Annotated in this window: 16 protein-coding genes and 3 tRNA genes; 9 read left to right on the forward strand and 10 right to left on the reverse strand. The window is 68.5% G+C overall.

From position 1 onward, the window contains the following. Positions 1 to 41: 41 nt before the first annotated feature. The 5 genes from ABE543_RS14130 to ABE543_RS14150 form a co-directional block, all read right to left on the reverse strand. On the reverse strand, positions 42 to 1,832 hold the full coding sequence (locus ABE543_RS14130) for an acyl-CoA dehydrogenase C-terminal domain-containing protein (RefSeq protein ID WP_193396123.1): 1,791 nt from the start codon (positions 1,830 to 1,832) through the stop codon (positions 42 to 44). 61 nt (positions 1,833 to 1,893) lie between these two features. Then, positions 1,894 to 2,370, reverse strand: coding sequence for an LEA type 2 family protein (locus ABE543_RS14135; protein WP_065181910.1), 477 nt, complete (start codon positions 2,368 to 2,370; stop codon positions 1,894 to 1,896). A gap of 163 nt (positions 2,371 to 2,533) precedes the next feature. Beyond that, a complete protein-coding gene (locus tag ABE543_RS14140; protein ID WP_053518705.1) occupies positions 2,534 to 3,085 on the reverse strand; it encodes a lipocalin family protein in 552 nt (183 codons plus the stop codon). 126 nt (positions 3,086 to 3,211) lie between these two features. After that, positions 3,212 to 3,287, reverse strand: a tRNA-Phe gene (locus tag ABE543_RS14145). Between the two features lie 74 nt (positions 3,288 to 3,361). Continuing rightward, positions 3,362 to 3,437: transfer RNA gene (locus ABE543_RS14150), tRNA-Phe, on the reverse strand. Between the two features lie 368 nt (positions 3,438 to 3,805). Between ABE543_RS14150 and ABE543_RS14155 the strand changes: the two genes are divergently transcribed. Then, positions 3,806 to 4,831, forward strand: coding sequence for an NADP-dependent oxidoreductase (locus ABE543_RS14155; protein WP_053520341.1), 1,026 nt, complete (start codon positions 3,806 to 3,808; stop codon positions 4,829 to 4,831). 89 nt (positions 4,832 to 4,920) lie between these two features. Here ABE543_RS14155 and ABE543_RS14160 read toward each other — a convergent pair whose 3' ends face one another. Beyond that, positions 4,921 to 5,760: a methylated-DNA--[protein]-cysteine S-methyltransferase gene (locus ABE543_RS14160; RefSeq protein WP_197571214.1), complete on the reverse strand. Its 840-nt coding sequence runs from the start codon at positions 5,758 to 5,760 to the stop codon at positions 4,921 to 4,923. 132 nt (positions 5,761 to 5,892) lie between these two features. On the opposite strand from ABE543_RS14160, the gene ABE543_RS14165 reads away from it, so the two are divergent. Together ABE543_RS14165 and ABE543_RS14170 are read left to right on the forward strand one after the other, a co-directional pair. Next, on the forward strand, positions 5,893 to 6,654 hold the full coding sequence (locus tag ABE543_RS14165) for an SDR family oxidoreductase (RefSeq protein WP_164150601.1): 762 nt from the start codon (positions 5,893 to 5,895) through the stop codon (positions 6,652 to 6,654). Between the two features lie 109 nt (positions 6,655 to 6,763). Continuing rightward, complete coding sequence (locus tag ABE543_RS14170) at positions 6,764 to 6,937, forward strand: hypothetical protein (RefSeq protein ID WP_164972374.1); 174 nt, start codon at positions 6,764 to 6,766, stop codon at positions 6,935 to 6,937. A 188-nt stretch (positions 6,938 to 7,125) separates the two neighbouring features. Here ABE543_RS14170 and ABE543_RS14175 read toward each other — a convergent pair. Beyond that, positions 7,126 to 7,201, reverse strand: a tRNA-Ala gene (locus ABE543_RS14175). A 216-nt stretch (positions 7,202 to 7,417) separates the two neighbouring features. On the opposite strand from ABE543_RS14175, the gene ABE543_RS14180 reads away from it, so the two are divergent. Then, entirely contained in the window at positions 7,418 to 9,748 is a 2,331-nt protein-coding gene (locus ABE543_RS14180; RefSeq protein WP_197572130.1) for a TonB-dependent receptor, read from the forward strand. Positions 9,749 to 9,815: 67 nt separating this feature from the next. Here the strand turns inward: ABE543_RS14180 and rnd are convergent, their stop codons facing one another. Next, a complete protein-coding gene (gene rnd / locus ABE543_RS14185; protein WP_053520336.1) occupies positions 9,816 to 10,895 on the reverse strand; it encodes a ribonuclease D in 1,080 nt (359 codons plus the stop codon). An 84-nt stretch (positions 10,896 to 10,979) separates the two neighbouring features. Between rnd and ABE543_RS14190 the strand changes: the two genes are divergently transcribed. Together ABE543_RS14190 and ABE543_RS14195 are read left to right on the forward strand one after the other, a co-directional pair. Next, complete coding sequence (locus ABE543_RS14190; RefSeq protein ID WP_193396128.1) at positions 10,980 to 12,863, forward strand: formylglycine-generating enzyme family protein; 1,884 nt, start codon at positions 10,980 to 10,982, stop codon at positions 12,861 to 12,863. A gap of 86 nt (positions 12,864 to 12,949) precedes the next feature. After that, positions 12,950 to 13,846: a M48 family metallopeptidase gene (locus ABE543_RS14195; protein ID WP_053520218.1), complete on the forward strand. Its 897-nt coding sequence runs from the start codon at positions 12,950 to 12,952 to the stop codon at positions 13,844 to 13,846. Between the two features lie 34 nt (positions 13,847 to 13,880). Here the strand turns inward: ABE543_RS14195 and xseA are convergent, their stop codons facing one another. Beyond that, positions 13,881 to 15,221 (reverse strand): exodeoxyribonuclease VII large subunit, encoded by a 1,341-nt coding sequence (xseA, locus tag ABE543_RS14200; protein ID WP_346475809.1) that lies wholly within the window; start codon positions 15,219 to 15,221, stop codon positions 13,881 to 13,883. Between the two features lie 69 nt (positions 15,222 to 15,290). Continuing rightward, positions 15,291 to 16,367 (reverse strand): tRNA epoxyqueuosine(34) reductase QueG, encoded by a 1,077-nt coding sequence (queG, locus tag ABE543_RS14205; protein WP_197572260.1) that lies wholly within the window; start codon positions 16,365 to 16,367, stop codon positions 15,291 to 15,293. Between the two features lie 23 nt (positions 16,368 to 16,390). Here queG and ABE543_RS14210 point away from each other — a divergent pair, with 23 nt between their 5' ends. The 3 genes from ABE543_RS14210 to ABE543_RS14220 all read left to right on the forward strand — a co-directional run bounded on the left by ABE543_RS14210 (position 16,391) and on the right by ABE543_RS14220 (position 19,981). Beyond that, a complete protein-coding gene (locus tag ABE543_RS14210; RefSeq protein WP_346475810.1) occupies positions 16,391 to 17,875 on the forward strand; it encodes an NAD(P)H-hydrate dehydratase in 1,485 nt (494 codons plus the stop codon). Then, complete coding sequence (tsaE, locus tag ABE543_RS14215; protein ID WP_197572256.1) at positions 17,872 to 18,354, forward strand: tRNA (adenosine(37)-N6)-threonylcarbamoyltransferase complex ATPase subunit type 1 TsaE; 483 nt, start codon at positions 17,872 to 17,874, stop codon at positions 18,352 to 18,354. The genes ABE543_RS14210 and tsaE overlap by 4 nt, the downstream gene beginning before the upstream one ends. An 82-nt stretch (positions 18,355 to 18,436) precedes the next feature. Beyond that, positions 18,437 to 19,981: an N-acetylmuramoyl-L-alanine amidase gene (locus ABE543_RS14220; RefSeq protein ID WP_346475811.1), complete on the forward strand. Its 1,545-nt coding sequence runs from the start codon at positions 18,437 to 18,439 to the stop codon at positions 19,979 to 19,981. The last annotated feature ends 95 nt before the right edge of the window (positions 19,982 to 20,076 follow it).

Raw genomic sequence — 20,076 nt, forward strand, 5'->3', positions numbered from 1 at the left:
CCCTCATCCACGCATGGCGTGGATCTACCGGCGGGATGGGCTCAGGCGCCGAAGCGCTCGTCGTCCATCGCCATCAGCGGCGCGGCACCGGCCTGGATCGCGGCAGCATGGCTGAGCGTACGCGGCAGCACACGGGCGAAGTAGAAGCGCGCGGTCTCGCGCTTGCCCTGCGCGAATGCCGCGCCGTGCACACTGGCGTCGGCGGCGGCGACACTGCGTGCCCACCAGTACGCCAGCACCACGTAGCCGGAATAGAACAGGTAGTCGTAGCTGGCCGCACCCAGCTCGTCCGGGTTGCCGGCGGCGCGCTGCAGCACGTCCATGGTCAGCTTGCCCCATTCGGCAGCCTTGGCGCGCAGTGGGCCGATGAACTCGGCCAGCGCTTCGTTGCCCTCGTGTTCCCTGGCGAAGGCCTCGATCTCGGCCAGCATCAGCTTGAGGCCGGCCCCCTGGCTGGAGGCGGTCTTGCGGCCGATCAGGTCCAGCGCCTGGATGCCGGTGGTGCCTTCATACAGCGTGGTGATGCGTGCATCGCGCGCCAGCTGCTCCATGCCGTGTTCGCGGATGTAGCCGTGGCCACCGAAGCACTGCAGGGCGTTGTAGGTGTTCTCGATGCCCCATTCGGTCTGGCAGGCCTTGGAGATCGGGGTCAGGAAGCTCACCAGGGTGTCGGCGCGCTCGCGCTCGGCAGCGTCGTCGGCGCGGTGGGCGATGTCGATCAGGGTGGCCGCGTGCAGGGCCAGCAGGCGGCTGCCTTCCACCAGTGACTTCACCGTCAGCAGCATGCGACGCACGTCCGGATGGACCAGGATCGGGTCGGCCGGCCTGTCCGGGAACTTCGCGCCGCTCAGGGCGCGCGACTGCAGGCGCTCACGGCTGTACTTGAGCGCGTTCTGATAGGCGCGTTCGGACAGGCCGATGCCCTGCAGGCCGACGCCCAGGCGCGCAGTGTTCATCATGGTGAACATTGCCTGCAGGCCCTTGTGCGGCTGGCCGACCAGATAGCCCTGCGCGCCGTCGAAGTTCATCACGCAGGTGACCGAGCCCTTGATGCCCATCTTGTGCTCGATGGAGCCGCAGCGCAGCGCGTTGCGCTCGCCGACGTTGCCCTCGCGGTCGACCTTGAACTTCGGGGTGACGAACAGCGAGATTCCCTTTGCACCCGGCGGCGCGTCGGGCAGCTTGGCCAGCACCAGGTGCACGATGTTGCCGGTCAGGTCGTGCTCGCCGGCAGTGATGAAGATCTTGGTGCCGGTGATCGCGTAGCTGCCATCGGCGTTCGGCTCGGCCTTGGTCTTGAGCAGGCCCAGGTCGGTACCGCAGTGGGGTTCGGTCAGGCACATGGTGCCGGTCCAGCGGCCTTCGATCAGGGGCTTCAGGAAGGCGTCGTGCTGCCACGCTTCGCCGTGCTGCTTGAGCGCTTCAATGGCGCCGTGCGAGAGCAGCGGGAAATTGCCCCACGCCAGATTGGCAGCGTTGATCATTTCATTCAGCGGCACGCCCAGGGTGTGCGGCAGTCCCTGGCCGCCCAGCTCGGGTGCGGCGGTCAGGCCGGTCCAGCCGCCGTCGACGAACTGGTCATAGGCCTGCTTGAAGCCAGGCGGGGTGGTGACTTCGCCGGTGGCCTGGTCGAGCACGCAGCCGATTTCATCGCCCACGCTGTTGAGCGGGGCCAGCACGCTCGCGCTGAAACGGCCGGCTTCCTCCAGCACGGCATCGACCACGTCGGCGGTGGCGTCGGTGAAGCCCAGGCGGGCGAACAGCGGTTCGACCTTGAGCACGTCGTGCAGGGCGAAACGGAGGTCGGAAAGCGGGGCGGTGTAGCTGCTCATCGGATACGTCTCGATCAGGGACAGGGAGAACGGCGCGGTGCGCCGCGATGGAAAGCGGTGTTCAGCGCAGCACGCCCGGCAGGCCCGGCGCCTGGTTCAACGTGCTGCGGCTGCTGACGTCGAAGCTGCGCTGCTTCTTTTCCTGCGGCGTGGCTGTCACCGAACCTTTCAGGCCATAGGCCAGGGTGCGGTTGCCGGCCAGCGCATCGGCCACCACCAGGCGTGCGGCCGAGCTGGGCACCAGGTCGACCGTGATGACGTCGGCGGAGGTGCCGCCGATGGAGATGCCGGGACGGGCCTGCAGGGTGCCGGCTTCGCTGTCGCCGACGCTCAGCGCCAGGGACACATCGTCGAACGTCATCGGCATCGAGCTGTAGTTCTGCAGGCGCAGCGCCACGGTCCAGTTGCCGTCGGCGCGGACGGTCAGCTGCTGCAGGCTGGCGGCCGGTTCCGAGACGCGCTTGACGATGCCGTCGCTGCAGGCGGCGAGGGCGAGGGTGCACAGGACGATCAAGACGGTACGGAAACGGTGCAACATGGGCGCAAGTCCTCTGAAGGGGGTGCGTTGGCGTAAGCATACTACGGCGTATGGTTCAGTGGATCGCCTGTGGCGACCCGCCGCAGAGGGTAGCGCGTGAAGATGGCGGCCGGACACGCACAGCGCCGGAGCGGGCGCGTTGCGCGCAGCCGCGCGGGGCGGCTCAGTCGGCCGGTGCGTCGCGTATCGGCGCCATCAGGCGCAGCGGCGCCAGGTCGTAGCCCATCGCCTCGGCCTTGGCCTTCAGCTGTTCGAACCGTGCGCGGTCCATCTCCGGCAGGCGCGACAGGATCCACAGATACTTGCGGTCAGGGCCGCCGACCATCGCCCACTGGTAGTCCGGATCCAGCGCCAGCACCCAGTAGTCGGCCCAGACCAGCGGCACCCAGCTCAGCCAGTCGGGGACGAAGCGCACCTGCAACTGGCCGGGATGTCCGGCCACGGGCCGGGCCACGCCTTCAGCCACCACGCGTTCGCCGTCGCCATTGCGGCAGGCATTGGTGACGCTGATGCGGCCATCGCGGCGCAGTGCATAGTGCGCGGTGATGTCGCCAACGCAGCGCTTCTGGAACGACACGGGCAGGTGGGCGATCTCGTGCCACTGGCCGGCATAGCGGTCGATGTCCAGCGCATCGACGGCGCGCACGGGTTCGCTGGCGGTCGCGGACAGCGACGCCAGCAGCAGGCAGGCGAACAGGGCAGGGCGCAGATGCATCGGCAGACTCCGGCAGGACACTGGAGCGTAGGGGGCGTGCTGCGTGCCGGTGTGAATGTTTCGTCAACCGCCTGCATGGCGCGCCGGAAACAAAAAAAGACCCGCATTTCTGCAGGTCTTCAAGCATGGTGGCCGAGGACGGAATCGAACCGCCGACACGGGGATTTTCAATCCCCTGCTCTACCAACTGAGCTACTCGGCCAGATTGTGCGGCAGACCGCGATCGACAGCGGTGGCCGGAAAAAAAAGACCTGCATTTCTGCAGGCCTTCGAACGTGGTGGCCGAGGACGGAATCGAACCGCCGACACGGGGATTTTCAATCCCCTGCTCTACCAACTGAGCTACTCGGCCACGTGTTTCGTTGCAGCGACGTCGCTGCCAAGGACGCGCATATTACGGAGGTCGGCTGTCTTCGGCAAGCATTTTGGAAAAAAACCTTCACATTGCCGTCTGCGCGGGCGCAAGTGGTTGATCCTGCGTCGTGCCGAGGTGGCGGCGCCGGTCGATGGCGGAGGCGGGTGGTCGCGGCGGCGGCGAGGATCGTCGCCTGCAGCGGAAATCAGCGGGCCGCCCGCATCGGCAAACATGCAGGGGCAAGGCATGCGGCCGCGGTTGCATCAGGCAGGCGATGGAACGCTGTTTTCGCCGCCGCACGCGCCGATCGTCGCGGCGTATTGTCGCCCCTCCTGTCCAATGCTGTCCGCAGCAGAGTCCATCCCATGGCTGATCAACCGACCACCACCCGCATCGTCCTCGCCTCGCGGCCGCAGGGTGCGCCGATCGCTACCAATTTCCGCCTGGAGCAGTCGCCGCTGCCGGCGCCGGCAGCAGGACAGGTGCTGCTGCGCAACCGCTATCTGTCGCTGGATCCGTATATGCGCGGGCGCATGGACGAAGGACCTTCCTATGCGCCTCCCGTTGCCGTGGGTGCGGTGATGGAAGGGCAGACCGTCGCCGAAGTGCTGCAGTCGAATGCGGCGGGAATCGCGGTGGGCGAGCTGTTCCTGGCGCCGGGTGGATGGCAGACCCATGCGGTGCTGGATGCGCAGGTGCTGGGGCGTCGGCTGGACCCGGCGGGCCTGCCGCTGAGCACGGCACTCGGCGTGTATGGCATGCCGGGATTCACCGCGTATTCCAGCCTGCATGAAATCGCCCGGCTGCAGCCGGGCGAGACGCTGGTGGTCGCCGCTGCGACCGGCCCGGTGGGGGCAACCGTCGCCCAGCTGGCCAAACTGCAGGGCGCCCGCGTGGTCGCCATTGCCGGCGGCGATGGCAAGCGTGCCTACCTGCAATCGCTTGGCGTGGATGTGGCGCTGGACCATCGCGCGGCTGATTTCGCCGCGCAGCTGCGCGCCGCCGTGCCGGACGGCATCGACGTCTACTTCGAGAATGTCGGCGGCCACGTACTCGACGCGGTGCTGCCACTGCTCAACGATTTCGCCCGCATTCCGGTCTGCGGCACCATCGCCACCTACAACGCGCGCGGCGTCGAGCATCCCGGGCCCGATCGCCTGCCGGCATTGTTCAGCCAGATCCTGCGGCAGCGGCTGACGGTTCGCGGCTTCATCGTGCACGACTTCAACCACCTGTGGCCGCAGTTCGAGCGCGAGATGGCGCACTGGCTGCGGGAAGGGCGCATCCAGTACCGCGAGGACGTGGTCGAAGGGCTGCAGAGCGCACCGGATGCCTTCTTCGGGCTGCTGCAGGGGCGCAACTTCGGCAAGCTGGTGGTGAAGCTGGACTGAGCTCTCGCCGGTGTCCGCCGGGCATGGCCCGGCGCTGCCACGGCGCGAGCCGGCCACGGTCGGCATCCACCGGTCCTGATGCGGCGGCATCAGCCGTTGGCGGCTTTCTCCCGGCGCAGCAGTTCGCGCTTGCGGGCCACACCCCAGGCATAGCCGGACAGATCGCCATCGCGGCGCACCACGCGATGGCATGGCACCGCCACCGCCAGTGGATTGCTGGCGCAGGCACGCGCGACCGCGCGGCTGGAACGCGGCGCGCCGATGCGCGCGGCAATGTCGGCATACGATGCGGTCTGCCCCTGGGGAATCTGCTGCAGCGCCTGCCAGACGCGCTGCTGGAAGGCGGTGCCGCGGATGTCCAGTGGCAGTGTCGCGCCACGTGCCGGATCCTCGACCAGGCCGACCACCTGCGCCACCAGCTGCTCGTAGCCACTGTCAGCGCCGACCAGCTCAGCCTGGCGGAAGCGTTGCTGCAACGACTGCAGCAGCGCTTCCGGATCGTCGCCGAGCAGGATCGCCACCACGCCGATGCTGCTGCTGGCCACCAGCACGCTGCCCAGCGAGCTTTCGGCGATGGCGAAATGGATCACCTCACCGCGTCCACCGCTGCGCCATTGCCGGGGCGTCATTCCCAGCAGGCGCGGCGCGTTCTCGTAGAAGCGGCCGCTGGAGCCGAAGCCGGCGTCGTGGAAGGCATCGGTGATGCGCGCCTGCTGTTGCAGTCCTGTGCGCAGCCGATCGGCGCGCAGGGCCGCCGCATACTGCTTCGGGGTCAGTCCGGTGGCCTGCTTGAACAGTCGATGCAGCCGGGTCGGGCTGCAGCCCGCCAGTTCGGCAAGCTCCTGCAGTGAGGGTTCGTCGAGACAGGCCTGCAGGTGGCGGCAGACGCGTTCGACGCGGGCATCGGTGGTTGCGATGGCAGTGTCCATGCGTCGATTCTGGCACGTGCCCCGCTGGCGGAAACTCCGTTTCCTGCACGCGCCGGCAGGGCCTGGAAACGGAGTGTCAACGGGGCAGGGGCGCGACATCGTAGGGTCCACTTCACTGCCTGGACCCCGAACATGCGCCTGCACGACAAGATCGCCCTCATCACCGGTGCCAGCGCCGGCATCGGCCGCGCCTGCGCGCTGCGTTTCGCCGCCGAGGGCGCAAGGCTGGTGCTCAACGCGCGGCAGCCGGAGCCGTTGCAGGCGCTGGCCGATCAGATCCGTGCTGCCGGCGGCGAGGCGGTGGTGCATGCCGCCGATGTCGCCGGGCCGGACACTGCACAGGTGCTGGTCGACCTGGCGCAGCGGGCCTTCGGAGGCCTGGACATCGCGATCAACAATGCCGGGATGCTGGGGCCGGGCGTGCCCGCTGCGGAGTTTCCGGTGGACGCCTGGAGGCAGGTGATGGCCACCAACCTCGATGCAGCCTTCCACGCCGCGCGTGCGCAGTTGCCAGCCCTGCTGGCGCGGGGCGGCGGCTCGCTGGTGTTCGTCGGCACCATCGTCGGCCATACCGTCGGCTTGCCCGGCATGGCCGCCTACGCCTCGAGCAAGGCCGGGCTGATCGGCCTGAGCCAGGTGATCGCCGCCGAGTACGGCGCACGGGGCGTGCGTTGCAACGTGCTGCTGCCCGGCGGCACCGACACCGAGATGGGCCGGCAGGCTGCGCCAGACGAGGATGCGCTGGACTTCGTACGGTCGCTGCATGCGCTCAAGCGCCTGGCCGGGCCGGAAGAGATCGCCAACGCTGCGCTGTTCCTGGCCAGCGATGAAGGCAGCTTCGTGACCGGCAGTGCGATGCGCGTGGACGGCGGGATATCCATCAATCGCACCTGAGGGGACGGCCGGCGGCTGCACATGGCGTTCGCGCCGGACTGACCCGTCCGTTACCCGGCGACCTCTAGCGTGGCACCAGCGCCGGCCTCCGCCGGCGGCGGAGCCACGCATGAGCAGACACGAAAAGGACACGCCCGATCCACGCCAGGGGGTGCAGGAAAGCCGCCAGGACCGGAAGCAGGACGACGTCGCCAAGCAGCGTCCGGGACAGCGCGACCAGCAGGTACGTGACACCCACTCGCGCAGTCCACGGCGCAAGGATGGTGGGCAGGAGCCTGCCTGACGCGTCATTGCTGCAAGCGCCCTCGGCCCGAGCCAGCGGCTGCCCGATGCTGGGTTTGTCGCCACCGGGCTCGGTCATGCGCAGGTCGCGCGTCTCATCGGCCCGGTAGCCCGGGGCGTGCAACGAAAAAGGCCGGACCCTGGGTGTCAGGAGTTCCGGCCTTTTTCATGCCCTGGTGGGCATGTGGATGGTGGAGCCAAGGAGGATCGAACTCCTGACCTCGTCATTGCGAACGACGCGCTCTCCCAGCTGAGCTATGGCCCCGTAGTGCGGTGTCATTGTATCGCTGGCGGTCGGCCTTGCCAAGCGACGCGCGGCCGTGGCCATAGGCGACTGTGCCGAGTCCGCCGGCTTTCGTGCGATGCCGTTGCGCGAAACGAAATCGTAACAATTTGGAGGATAATCCCCAGTCTGCGCAGCAGTTCCCTTTCTCGCCGCCCGGCCCGCGCAGGCCGCCCGGACGTCTCCTCAGAGCTTTCGATGCCTCCCCATACCGATTCCCGCCGTCTGTCGGGCATGTCGTCTTCCCTCGTTTCCTTCCGTCGCCATCCGCTCGCGCTGGCCTGCGCAGGCCTGGCGCTGGTCGGCAGCTTCGGCGCCGCGGCGCAGGACAGCGCGCCGACCCCCACCGGGCTGGATACCATCACCGTGACCGCCGAACACCGTGAGCAGAACCTGCAGGAGGTGCCGGTGTCGGTGGGCGTCGTGCAGGGCGAGCGCATGCGCGACTTCACCGCCGGCGGCGACGACACCCTGCTGGCGCTGTCCGGCCGCGTGCCGAGCCTGTATGCGGAAACCACCACCGGTCGCATCTTCCCGCGCTTCTACATCCGCGGGCTGGGCAACATCGATTTCTATCTGGGTGCTTCCCAGCCGGTGTCGATCATCCAGGATGACGTGGTGCTGGAGCACGTGGTGCTCAAGTCCAATCCGGTCTACGACGTGGACCAGGTGGAAGTACTGCGCGGCCCGCAGGGTTCGCTGTTCGGCCGCAACACCACGGCCGGCATCGTCAAGTTCGACACGCTCAAGCCGACGCAGGACTACACCGGCCGCGTCAGCGCCAGCTACGCCAGTTACAACAGCGTGTCGATCGATGGCGGCTTTGGCGGTCCGATCAACGATATCGCCTCGTTCCGCGTGTCGGCCCTGTACCAGCATCGCGACGACTATGTCGACAACACCTACAGCGGCCCGAGTGCGGATGGCACCGTCAGCCCGAAGAAGAACGCCATGGGCGGTTTCGATGACCGCAACGTCCGCGCCCAGCTGCTGCTGACGCCGAGCGAGCAGTTCTCGATCCTGGCCTCGGCACACGCGCGCGATTACGAAGGCACCTCGACCCTGTTCCTGCGCGGCGCGCTGACCAAGGGTTCCAACCGCACCGACGTGCCGCGCGACCAGGTCGCCTACGACGAAGCCGACAACAACCCGCAGGCCTACAAGACCTACGGTGGCTCGGTGAAGGCGCGCTACGACTTCGGCGCGATCGACTTCACTTCGATCACCGCGTATGAAACCACCTCCGGTTACAGCCGTGGCGATACCGATGGCGGTGCTGCGGTGAACTATCCGGTCAACGGCGTGCCCAACGGCTACGGCCAGTCGATGGGCCGGATCCGCGACCTGGACCAGTGGACCCAGGAATTCCGTCTGGCCAGCCATGACGACAGCGCGTTGCAGTGGCAGGCCGGCGCGTTCTATTTCAACGGCAGCGACACCACCGACTTCTACCAGCGTGCCTGGTTCCTGCAGGGCGCTGCGCGCAATCCGAACAACTGGGTACGCCTGCGCAACAAGAACACCTCCTGGGCCGGTTTCGGCCAGCTCAGCTACGCCTTCACCGACAGGTTCACGGTGACCGCCGGCCTGCGCCAGACCCGCGACGAGAAGCACACCCGGCTGCTGAAGACCGCCGACACCGCTGCCGGGGTGGTGACCTACAAGGGCCGCACCGACGTCAGGATGTCCGATACCACGCCCAGCTGGGACCTGAGTGCGATGTACCAGATCACGCCGGACGTCAGCGTCTATGCGAAGGTGGCGCGCGGCTTCCGTGGGCCCACCATCCAGGGCCGTTCGGCGGTGTTCAATGCCGACTTCACCACCGCCGACTCGGAGACCATCCTGTCCTGGGAGGCCGGCGTGAAGAGCAGCCTGTGGGACAACCGCCTGCGCCTGAACGCCACCGCGTTTACCTACACCGTCAACGATATCCAGCTCAACGGTAACGATTCGGACGGCAACGGCGTGCTGTTCAACGCAGACAAGGCCAAGGCGTATGGTTTCGAAGCGGACATGGAACTGCGTCCGGTTCCCAACCTGACCCTGAGCGCCGGTGTCAGCCTGCTGCACAGCGAAATCAAGGACAAGCGCGTGTACGCGCAGGTCTGCGGCCTGAATGGCCAGGTGGTGTGCACGGTGGATGATCCGACCATCAAGGTGGGTGCGAACACCTTCGCGCAGATCGACGGCAACCCGTTGCCGAACGCACCGAAGTACAACGTCAACCTGGCCGCACGCTACGATTTCCCGGTCAGCGACGCGGCCACGATGTTCGTGTCCACCGACTGGAACAAGCAGGGCTATACCAGCTTCGTGCTGTATGACAGCAAGGAGTTCAACTCCAAGGGGGACTTCGAGGGCGGCCTGAAGATCGGTTACTCCGGCAACTACGGTGCCTATGAAGTCGCGCTGTTCGCACGCAACATCACCAACGAGAAGAATCTCAAGGGCGTGATCGAGAACTACATGGCCGCGGTGTACAACGAGCCGCGTACCGTGGGTGTGTCGCTGAACATGAACTGGTAGTCGAACGGTTGCGGGAAGGGGCGGCCCGGTGATCCTGGCCGCCCCTTTCCGTTGCTGCAGCGGGTTGTCAGCGCACCGGCAACAATGGCTGCAGGCGCGATTCCAGCGCCTGCTGGCGCCATCCGGCCAGCGCCGACGGCCACTGGCGGTGCTCCAGGTAGCTTTCCAGGTGCTTGCGCGAGGCCAGTACGCCGTCCGCCAGGCCCAGCTCGCGGCTGCATTCGGCCACGGCGTCCTGCATCTTCTTAAGCGTCTTCTTGCTGCTGTCGGTGGGCTGGGTGGCCAGCGGCGCGTCCTGCTCATCGGCCAGCGGAGTGTCCAGGGCCTGCCACACGGCGGCTGTCAGCTTGCGCGGCGCCTTCGGGAACGGCTCGAACAGCTTGGCGAGCGCGTCGACATCGGCCGGTGGCGAGCGCGCCAGCAGGGCGGCAAGTTCGTTGTCCAGGATCCAGCTGCGCGGCCGGTCGCTCTGGCGTGCCTGCACATCGCGCCAGCGCAGCAGGCGCAGCAGGCGTCGCTGTGCCTCGGCATCGAGGAACTGGGCCGAGCGCATGGACAGGTGCGGCCAGCGGTCCTCATCGTTGGCGACGCTGGCCAACAGGCGTTCAGCGTCGTCGTGCAGCCACTGCTGGCGTCCCATCGCCTGCAGTCTCGCGTCGATCGCGTCATGCAGCGCGAACAGGTGCTCGACGTCATCGGCGGCATACTGCAGCTGCGACTCGGAGAGCGGGCGGCGCATCCAGTCCGAGCGGGTCTCGCCCTTGGCCAGGGTCACGCCGGTGATCTCCTGCACCAGCTTCTGGTAGCCCATCCCGGCACCGATGCCGGCCAGCGCCGCGCCGATCTGGGTATCGAACAGCGGTCGTGGCAGCACGCCGCAGGTCCATTTGAAGGCCACCAGATCCTCGCTGGCGCTGTGCATCACCTTGATGATCGACGTATCGGTCAGCCAGGGGGCCAGTGCTTCGGGCATGCCGGGAATCAGCGGATCGATCAGCAGGATGTCCTCGCCGACCGCCATCTGCACCAGCGCCAGTTGCGGCCAGAAGGTGCGTTCACGGATGAATTCGGTGTCCAGACCGATGCGGGTGGGACGCTGCTGGTAGTACGCATCCAGCTCGGCGGGGGTGGTGATCCAGATTGCCACGGGTCAGGGCCTGCTACTCGGGTTTGCTCAGGCAGGGGAGAATAGCCTAACGTCGGTCCGCGTCCGTGCCGAAGGAGGCTCTGCTTGCGTTTTCCGCTGTCGTCCGCGCTGTGCGCCAGCCTGGCCCTGGCTCTGGTCGCCTGCACCCCGTCACCGCCGACACCGGCAGGCAAGGCCGGCGAGGGATCCGGCCAGGCGGCATCGCCGCCGGCGCCGGAGGATCGGCCGGCGGTGCAGGGCAGCGTGACCATCGCCGGTCAGGATGCCGCCGAAGACGTGCAGCAGTGGACGCCGCCCCGTGTCGATCGGGAGGGGCGCAGCCTGGCGCAGCTGCGCAGGGCCGCCGAGCAGGCGTTTGCCCAGGATCGGCTGTACGAGGATGGCGATGCCGCCATCCCGCTGTGGCTGGCGGTGCAGGAGGAGGTGCCTGACGACCGCCAGGCCCGTGCTGGCCTGCAGCGTGCCCGCCAGCGCCTGCTGCAGCAGACCGATGCCTTGCTGGTGCGGCCGCTGCAGCAGCGCGAGGCGCTGGCCGAAGCGGGACGCCAGGCGCTGGTGTTGCTGACCCTGGCCCCTGACGATGAAAAGGTGCGTGCCCTGCAGGCGCGGGTGGAGATCGCGCAACGCGTGGTGGCCTACAACCGGGCCGGCGAGGAGGACCTGCGCGCGGACCGGATCGGCGAGGACGGTGACGGCGCGATCGGCAGTTTCCGCGAGGCGTTGGCGCTTGACGAGGGCAACCGCCGCGCACGCCAGGGCCTTGCTGCGGCGGAGAGTGGCCTGATCCGGCGTGCCGAGGAGGCCGCCCGCCGCCGTGACTTCGCCAGTGCCGGCACCTGGCTGGCCGAAGCCAGCAAGGTCCGTGATTCCTCTCCGACCATCGCCGACGCCTTCGAGCGCATCGAGCAGATCCGGGCCAACACCCTGGCGCAGCTGCGCGACGAGGGCCTGCGCGACCTGGCGACGCCGCAGGGCCTGAAACCTGCACGCGAGAAGCTGGCCGAAGCACTGCGCATCGCGCTGCCCGGCGACGCGGTCGTGGCGCAGCTGCGCGAGCGCATCGATCTGGCAACCCATTACGGCAGCTTCCGTCCCGGCCAGGTGTTCAGCGACGCGATGCGCGATGGCGGGCGTGGCCCGCAGATGGTGGTGGTGCCGCATGGCGGCTTCCAGATGGGCGCAGGGGATGCCGAGCCCGGCGCCACCGATGCCGAGCGCCCTTCGCATTACGTGCGGTTTGACCGCGGTTTCGCGATGGCCATCACCGAGGTGACCGTCAGCGATTTCGAGCGCTACGTCAAAGCCACCAATGCCCGCCCACGCGCGACCCGTCGCGGTCATTCGGTGGTCTATGACGAGCGCAGCGGCAACTTCATCCGCCGCAGCGGTGTCGACTGGCGCTCGGATTACGACGGCGCGCGCGCGCTGGGCAACGCGCCTGTGATGCATGTGAGCGTGCGCGACGCGGAAAACTATGCCGCGTGGCTGTCCGAGCAGACCGGCTACAGCTACCGGCTGCCCAGCGAGGCCGAGTTCGAGTATGCGCTGCGCGCCGGCAGCAGCGGCCGTTATCCCTGGGGGGATACAGGCACGCCCCCGCCGGGCAGCGGCAACTTCACCGGCAGCAAGGATGTCTCGCCGTCTGGCCGGCATTGGCACAACGCGTTCATCGGCTATGGCGATGGCTGGTGGGGCCCGGCGCCGGTGGCGAACTTCCGGGCCAACGCGTTCGGCCTGCACGACATGGCCGGCAATCTCAGCGAATGGGTGGCCGACTGCTGGCATTCCAGCTACCGGCGTGCGCCCTCCGACGGCGTGGCCTGGTTCAACCCGGGTTGTCGGGCGCGGGTGATCCGCGGAGGCAACTGGGCGAACTCTCCCGAGCAGACCCGGGCGGCCTGGCGGCAGTCGCAGGACTCGGACACCACCAACGCCCGCATCGGGTTCCGCCTGGTACGCGGCATCTGAGCGGCCGGCTTCACCCGGCGCGGGCTCCGGCACACTAAGATTGCGCCGTGCCCGCCGGCCGGCGGGGCCAGCCGGAAGACCACCGCATGCGCAACGACCCATTTTCCCGCTCGCCGCAGGGCCCGCAGCGGCGTGGCCTGTTCGGCAACATCCGCTGGTGGGTACTGCTGCTGGCGGCGGGTTACGCGGCCTTTTACTGGTTTTCGAACCGGACGGTCGATCCCTATACCGGCGAGAAGGTCATGATCGACAGCAGCCTGGATGCCCAGCAGGAAACCGCGCTGGGCCTGCAGGCCTACCAGCAGATCCTGGCGCAGGAGCGGCCACTGGACCCGAACGCGCAGATCTCGCGTGACGTGCGTGCGATTGCCGAGCGGTTGATCGCCAAGGTCGATGTGGTGGAGACCGCATTGGCGCGGGAGCATGGCGTGGAGCCGGCCCATTTCGCGCGCAGCTTCCAGTGGGAGGTGAACGTGATCCCCTCCGAGCAGGCCAACGCCTTCTGCCTGCCGGGCGGGAAGATGGCGGTCTATACCGGTCTGGTGCCGGTGGCGCGGACCAAGGATGCGATGGCGGTGGTGATGGGGCATGAGATCGCCCATGCGCTGCTGCGCCATGGAGCGCAGCGCATGGCACAGCAGAAGCTGACCCAGATCGGGCAGATGGCCGGGGCTGCCAGTGGCATGGATGCGCAGCAGCAGCAGATGGTGATGTCGGCGATGGGTTATGGCTATCTGCTGCCCTACGCACGCAGCCACGAGACCCAGGCCGATGAGGTGGGGCTGATGCTGGCTGCGGCTGCCTGTTTCGATCCGCGCGAAGCGGTGCCGCTGTGGCAGCGGATGGGCCAGGCCAGTGGTGGTCAGTCGCCGCCGGAGTTTGCCTCCACCCATCCCAACCCGGGAACCCGGATCCAGAATCTGCAGGCCCTGATGCCGAAGGCGCTGGAGTACCGGAAGCAGTTCTGCGAGGCGGCCAGGTAGGAAGGCGCACGCTGGGCTGCGCCTTGGCCCCCGCTTACCTGACCAAGGTGACCTGCACGTCGATGACGCCGTCGCCCACGCGTGCCTGCAGTGCGTCGCCGGGCTGGACCTGTTCAACCTGTCGTACCAGTGCACCATCATCGGCACGGGTCACGATGCTGTAACCGCGTGCCACCGTGGCCAATGGACTGACCGCCTCCAGGGACCGGGCCAGGCCGCGCAGGCGCAGCGCATCGCGTTGCAGCAGCCGCTGCATCGCTGCATGGGGGCGTCCGCGCAGGGCCGACAGGCGACGCTGCATCGCGTCCAGCTGGCGCTGCGGATGATGGCCACGCAGCACCGCGGCAGCATGGCGCAGGCGCGCGGCACGGCGCTCCTGCTGCTGGTTGAAAGCCGCGTGCAGCCGCCGGCCCAGCTCCAGCTGACGGCGCCGCAACAGGTCCAGCCGGGCCTGTGGACTCTGCGCATTCAATCGCAACAGCGCACGGTCGGCGCGCTGCATGGCCTGTCCTACCGCGTGGCGCTGCAGCTGTGCCAGCCGCGCGGCATTGCGGCGCAGGCGCAGGGCCAGGTCACGCTGGTCGGGGACCAGCAGCTCGGCCGCCACCGAAGGTGTCGGCGCGCGCAGGTCGGCGGCAAAATCACTCAGGCTGAAGTCGGTCTCGTGGCCGACGGCCGACACGACCGGCGTATCGCTGGCGGCGATCGCGCGCGCCAGCGCTTCGTCGTTGAACGCCCATAGATCTTCCAGTGAACCGCCGCCGCGGGTCAGCAGGATCACGTCGTAGCGACCACTGGCATCGGCTGCCTGCAGCAGGCGGGTGATCTGCGCGGCGGCGCTGGAGCCCTGCACCAGGGTCGGCAGCAGGTCCACCTCCAGCAGCGGGAAACGACGCCCCAGTACGCTCAGCACATCGCGCACGGCGGCGCCGGTCGGCGAGGTGATCACCGCCAGCCGCCGCACATGCGCGGGCAGCGCCCGCTTGCGTGCAGGATCGAACAGGCCTTCGGCGTCCAAGCGCGCCTTCAGCTCCTCGAACGCCCGCCGCAGCGCGCCTTCACCGGCTTCCTCCATGTGGTCGAGCACCATCTGGTACTCGCCGCGTGCGTCGTACAGGGTCACCCGGCCACGCACCAGCACGCGCATGCCCTCGCGCGGTACGAACTTCAGGTACTGCGCCTTCATCCGGAACATCGCCGCACGCAGCTGTGCCCGTGCGTCCTTCAGGGTGAAGTACAGGTGCCCGGACGCAGGGCGGGCCACGCTGCCCAGTTCGGCTTCGACCCAGATCGCCGGGAAGCTGCCTTCCAGCAGGTCGCGTGCCAGCGTGTTGAGCTGGCTGGGAGTGAGAATGTCGTTGTTGCGTGGCTGCATGGGTACGGCGCGCTGCGGGTGGAGCGGGCACTCAGGATCGCACGTTGGCGCGCGCCGGGCACGCCCGGCTCAGGTCGTGCGGTGCTGTGCCAGTGCCCACTGCACGTGCTCGCGCACCAGCGGCGAGGAATCATCGATGCGGGTCTGCAGTGCGGCCAGGGTCTGCGGTGCTGTCGGCGCGTTGCCCAGTGCCACGGCGATGTTGCGCAGCCAGCGCTCATGGCCGCTGCGACGGATCGGGCTGCCTTCGGTGCGGCGCAGGAATTCCGCCTCGTCCCAAGCGAACAGCTGATCCAGGCGCGCAGTGTCCAGGTTGTTGCGTGCGCGGAAATCGGCTTCATCGGTGCGCTTGGCAAACTTGTTCCACGGGCAGACCAGCTGGCAGTCGTCGCAGCCGTAGATGCGATTGCCGATCAGCGGCCGCATGTCCTCGGGGATCGCGCCGTCATGCTCGATGGTCAGATAGGAAATGCAGCGGCGCGCATCCAGCCGCTGCGGGCCGGTGATGGCGCGCGTGGGGCAGATGTCGATGCAGCGCGTGCAGGTGCCGCAGTGCGCAGTGGCGGGCGCGTCGACCGGCAACGGCAGGTCGATGTAGATCTCGCCGATGAAGAACCATGAGCCTCCCTGGCGATCGATCAGGCAGGTGTGCTTGCCGATCCAGCCGAGCCCGGCGTTGCGGGCCAGGGCCCGTTCCAGCACCGGTGCCGAATCGACGAAAACGCGGTAGCCCAGTGGCGCGACTTCATCGTTGATCCGCGCAGCGAGCTTCTGCAGGCGGTTGCGCATCAGCTTGTGGTAGTCGCGCCCCAGCGCGTAGCGCGCCACGTAGGCGCGGCCGGGATCGGCCAGGGTCGCCCAGGCTTCGGTATCGTCGCGGTGGCTGTAGTCCATGCCCACGGAAATGACCCGCACCGTGCCCGGCAGCAGTTCGGCCGGGCGTGCGCGCAGCGTGCCGTGGCGTGCCATCCAGTCCATGGTCCCGTACAGGCCCTGGCCCAGCCAGTCGGCCAGGTGTGCCTCGTCCTCGCCCAGCTCGATGCCGGCAATGCCGCAGCGCTGGAAACCGTGTGCACGGGCCAGTTCGCGGATGCGCTGCACGGCCTGGACCGGGTCGGCTGGGGCAGGGGCGGGGACGGAGGACATATGCACCAGTATAAAATCCCGGCATGCCCGATCTCTCTCTTCTGTTCGACACCGCCGCTGCGCGCGCGCTGGATGCCCGCGCGTCGGTGCTTGCCGGTGATGGTGGCTGGAGCCTGATGGCGCAGGCTGGCCTGGCGGGCTGGCAGTGCCTGCTGCAGCAATGGCCGGATGCCCGCAGTCTGTATGTGGTGGCTGGCGCCGGTAACAACGGCGGCGATGGCTACGTACTGGCGACCCATGCGCTGCAGGCGGGCCGCCAGGTGCAGGTGATCACCCTGCCGGGCAGGCTGCCCGCCACGCCGCTGGCGCAGCAGGCGGCGGCCGCATTCGCTGCCGCCGGCGGCAGCAGCATCGAGTTCGACGGCCAGCTGCCGGTCGCCGACGTCGGCGTGGATGCGCTGTTCGGTCTCGGCCTGGATCGGGCCCCGGCCGGCATGGCGCAGGCGCTGATCGAAGCACTCAATGCCTCTCCGGCGCCGGTGCTGGCACTGGATGTACCCAGCGGTGTCGATGCCGATCAGGGCGGCGTGCCCGGCGTTGCGGTGCGCGCGGCGGTCACCCTGCAGTTCATTGTCTGCCACCGGGGCCTGTACACCGGCGACGCGCTGGATCATGTCGGCCAGCGTCGGCTGGCGCCGTTGGACCTGCCGCAGGCGGCGCGTGAAGGCATCGCGGCCAGCGCGGAGCGCTGGGTCGGCGACCGTCTGCGGGCGCTGCTGCCGCCGCGCCGGGCGAATACCCACAAGGGCGAGTCCGGGCATGTGCTCTGTGTGGGCGGCAACCACGGCAGTGGCGGTGCAGCGGTGATGGCGGCCGAGGCCGCACTGCGTGCCGGTGCCGGACTGCTCAGTGTCGGCACCCGTCGTGAGCATGTGGGGGCGATGCTTGCGCGCCTGCCCGAGGCGATGGCGCATGCGCTGGAAGATGGCGCGGCGTTGCCTGCGCTGCTGGACCGCGCACGGGTCGTTGCGATCGGGCCGGGCCTTGGCCAGGACGACTGGGCGCGTGCGCTGCATGCCAGCGTGCTCGCCTGCGGGCGTCCGCTGGTGATCGACGCCGATGCCCTGAATCTGCTGGCGGAGAACCCGCACGCGGTGCCTGATGCCATCCTGACGCCGCATCCGGGAGAGGCTGCACGCCTGCTGGGCTGCAGTACCGCCGAGGTACAGGCCGATCGCTTCGGCAGCGCGCAGGCGCTGGCCGAGCGCTATCACGCCACGGTGGTGCTGAAGGGTGCCGGCAGTGTAGTCGCGGCACCTGCGCGGCTGCCGCGGCTGATCGCGGCCGGCAATCCGGGCATGGCGGTCGGCGGCATGGGAGATCTGCTGACCGGCGTCATTGCTGGACTGCGCGCGCAGGGATTGGACGCATTCGATGCCGCAGCAGGCGGCGCCCTGCTGCACGCGCTTGCCGGCGACGCCGCTGCCATCGACGGCGCGCGTGGTCTGCTTCCCACCGACCTGCTGGCGCCCCTGCGGCGGCTGGCCAATCCGGAACGCTCCCCATGAACGAATTCTTCCTTGCCGACAGCGATGCCACTGAACGTCTCGGGCAGTGGCTGGCGGCCACGCGACCGCCGCAGGCGTTGATCGAGCTGCGCGGCGACCTCGGCGCCGGCAAATCCACCACCGCGCGTGCGCTGCTGCGTGCGCTGGGCGTGCAGGGTGCGATCCGCAGCCCGACCTACACCCTGGTCGAGCGCTATCCGCTGGCCAGTGGTGGCGAGGCGTGGCATCTGGACCTGTACCGCATCGGCCAGGCCGGGGAACTGGATTTCCTGGGCCTGGACGAGGGCAGTGCGGTGCTGTGGCTGGTCGAGTGGCCGGAACGGGGGGCGGGCGCATTGCCGCCGACGGACCTGGTCGTGGCGCTGGAGATCGAGGGCCAGGGGCGCCGGGCGCGTCTCAGTGCGCTCAGCGACGCTGGCCGGGAATGGCTGCAGCGGCTGGCCGAAGGTGGAGACTTGCGGCCTGTTTCTGTCGCCTGACGAGAACAAAGATCGGCAGGTTACGGATTATTAAGGAAAAAGGTATTGCATTCCGTTCAGCGCGGTGATTGAATCCTGAGCCATGCGCCTGGGGAACCGTCTCATCGCCATCTGTGCCGCCGTCGGACTGGGTCTGGCGTGCCTCAGCGCGTGGGCGGGTGAAGTCCGCCAGGTACAGCTGAATACAGGTTCCACCGGCACCCGCGCGGAAATCTCGCTGGTTGGCAGTGGCGGCTACAAGACGCTGTCGCTGGCCAACCCGAACCGGCTGGTGGTCGATTTCCCGGATTCCACTGCCGTGCGCAACCTGAAGATGCCGGCTGCGCAGGGCGTGGTGACGGCAGTGCGCACCGGACAACCTGTTCCGGGCACCTTCCGTGTTGTTTTCGATCTTGCGGAATCCGTGGCGCCGTTCCGCCCGCAGATGCAGCGCGAAGGAGAGGCGTCGAAGCTGGTGATCGAATGGCCGGGTGACAGCCCGGGCGTGGCCGCTGCGGCGCCGGCGCCGGCTCCGGTTGCCACGACCACGCAGACGACGGCACCCAGCATGCAGACGCGCAGCGACGCCGCCCGCGCTACCGCGTTGTTGACCGCGCAGGTGCAGCAGCAGGCCAGTGCCACGGCTGCCGCCCCGGCCGCGCCCACGCCGGCGCCATCCACCGCGCCCGTGCAGGTGGCCGCTGCGGGCACCAGCGCCAGCAGCACCCCGCCGGCATCGTCGCCCGCGGCGATCCTGGCCGGCCAGCGCACCGCTGCGGTGGTGAGCAATCCGCCAGCCCCGGCACCGGTGCCGGCATCGCCGCCGCCCGAACCGCCGCGTCCGGCGATGCCCAGCGACGCTTCGCGCATCCGTATGCAGCCTGGCATGCGGCACCTGGTGGTGGCGATCGATCCCGGCCACGGCGGACAGGATCCGGGCGCGATCGGACCCACCGGCAAGCGCGAGAAAGACGTTACCCTGGCGGTGGCGCGTGAGCTGGCCCGTCAGGTCAATGCCACGCCGGGCCTGAAAGCCTATCTGACCCGCGACAGCGACGTGTTCATCCCGCTGCCGATGCGCGCACAGAAGGCCCGCGCGAACAAGGCTGACATCTTCATCTCGATTCATGCGGACGCCGCCGAGAACCGCTCGGCGACCGGTTCATCGGTGTACGTGCTGTCCACCAAGGGTGCCTCGTCGCAGCGTGCGCGCTGGCTGGCGGACAAGGAAAACGCCGCCGATCTGGTCGGTGGTGTGCGCCTGCAGCAGACTGAAGGCACGCTGGCCAACGTTCTGCTCGATCTGGCGCAGAGCGGTTACATGAAAGCGTCCGAAGATGCGGCCGGCCACGTACTGGGTGGACTGAAGCGGATCGGCAACAACCACAAGCCAAACATCGAGCGGGCCAACTTCGCGGTGCTGCGCACCTCGGACATGCCGGCGATGCTGGTGGAAACCGCCTTCATCTCCAATCCGGACGAGGAGCGCCGCCTGATCGACCCGGGCTACCAGCGCAAGATCGCCGGTGCGGTGCTCGATGGCGTGCACACGTTCTTCAGCCGGCAGCCGCCGCCGGGGACGCTCTACGCGGCCCGCGCACAGGCCGAGATCGACGCGGCCGCCACCATGGCCGGCGGCAGCAAGTAGGCCGCACCCTGTTGGACCGGCCATGCCTGGGGCGTGGCGCATCATCGGCATCGCACAGGTGATCCGGCTCGACTCTCCACGCGGTACCTCCGCTA

Origin of the sequence: Stenotrophomonas sp. TWI169 (genome assembly GCF_039674705.1) — a bacterium.
GTDB classification, from domain to species: domain Bacteria; phylum Pseudomonadota; class Gammaproteobacteria; order Xanthomonadales; family Xanthomonadaceae; genus Stenotrophomonas; species Stenotrophomonas maltophilia_P.

What these genes read in the sequence shown, in the direction of transcription:
- ABE543_RS14130 (WP_193396123.1), bottom strand. Translation starts at nt 1,832, where the DNA reads ATGAGCAGCTACACCGCCCCGCTTTCCGACCTCCGTTTCGCCCTGCAC.
- ABE543_RS14135 (WP_065181910.1), bottom strand. Translation starts at nt 2,370, where the DNA reads ATGTTGCACCGTTTCCGTACCGTCTTGATCGTCCTGTGCACCCTCGCC.
- ABE543_RS14140 (WP_053518705.1), bottom strand. Translation starts at nt 3,085, where the DNA reads ATGCATCTGCGCCCTGCCCTGTTCGCCTGCCTGCTGCTGGCGTCGCTG.
- ABE543_RS14155 (WP_053520341.1), top strand. Translation starts at nt 3,806, where the DNA reads ATGGCTGATCAACCGACCACCACCCGCATCGTCCTCGCCTCGCGGCCG.
- ABE543_RS14160 (WP_197571214.1), bottom strand. Translation starts at nt 5,760, where the DNA reads ATGGACACTGCCATCGCAACCACCGATGCCCGCGTCGAACGCGTCTGC.
- ABE543_RS14165 (WP_164150601.1), top strand. Translation starts at nt 5,893, where the DNA reads ATGCGCCTGCACGACAAGATCGCCCTCATCACCGGTGCCAGCGCCGGC.
- ABE543_RS14170 (WP_164972374.1), top strand. Translation starts at nt 6,764, where the DNA reads ATGAGCAGACACGAAAAGGACACGCCCGATCCACGCCAGGGGGTGCAG.
- ABE543_RS14180 (WP_197572130.1), top strand. Translation starts at nt 7,418, where the DNA reads ATGCCTCCCCATACCGATTCCCGCCGTCTGTCGGGCATGTCGTCTTCC.
- ABE543_RS14195 (WP_053520218.1), top strand. Translation starts at nt 12,950, where the DNA reads ATGCGCAACGACCCATTTTCCCGCTCGCCGCAGGGCCCGCAGCGGCGT.
- xseA (WP_346475809.1), bottom strand. Translation starts at nt 15,221, where the DNA reads ATGCAGCCACGCAACAACGACATTCTCACTCCCAGCCAGCTCAACACG.
- queG (WP_197572260.1), bottom strand. Translation starts at nt 16,367, where the DNA reads ATGTCCTCCGTCCCCGCCCCTGCCCCAGCCGACCCGGTCCAGGCCGTG.
- ABE543_RS14210 (WP_346475810.1), top strand. Translation starts at nt 16,391, where the DNA reads ATGCCCGATCTCTCTCTTCTGTTCGACACCGCCGCTGCGCGCGCGCTG.
- tsaE (WP_197572256.1), top strand. Translation starts at nt 17,872, where the DNA reads ATGAACGAATTCTTCCTTGCCGACAGCGATGCCACTGAACGTCTCGGG.
- ABE543_RS14220 (WP_346475811.1), top strand. Translation starts at nt 18,437, where the DNA reads ATGCGCCTGGGGAACCGTCTCATCGCCATCTGTGCCGCCGTCGGACTG.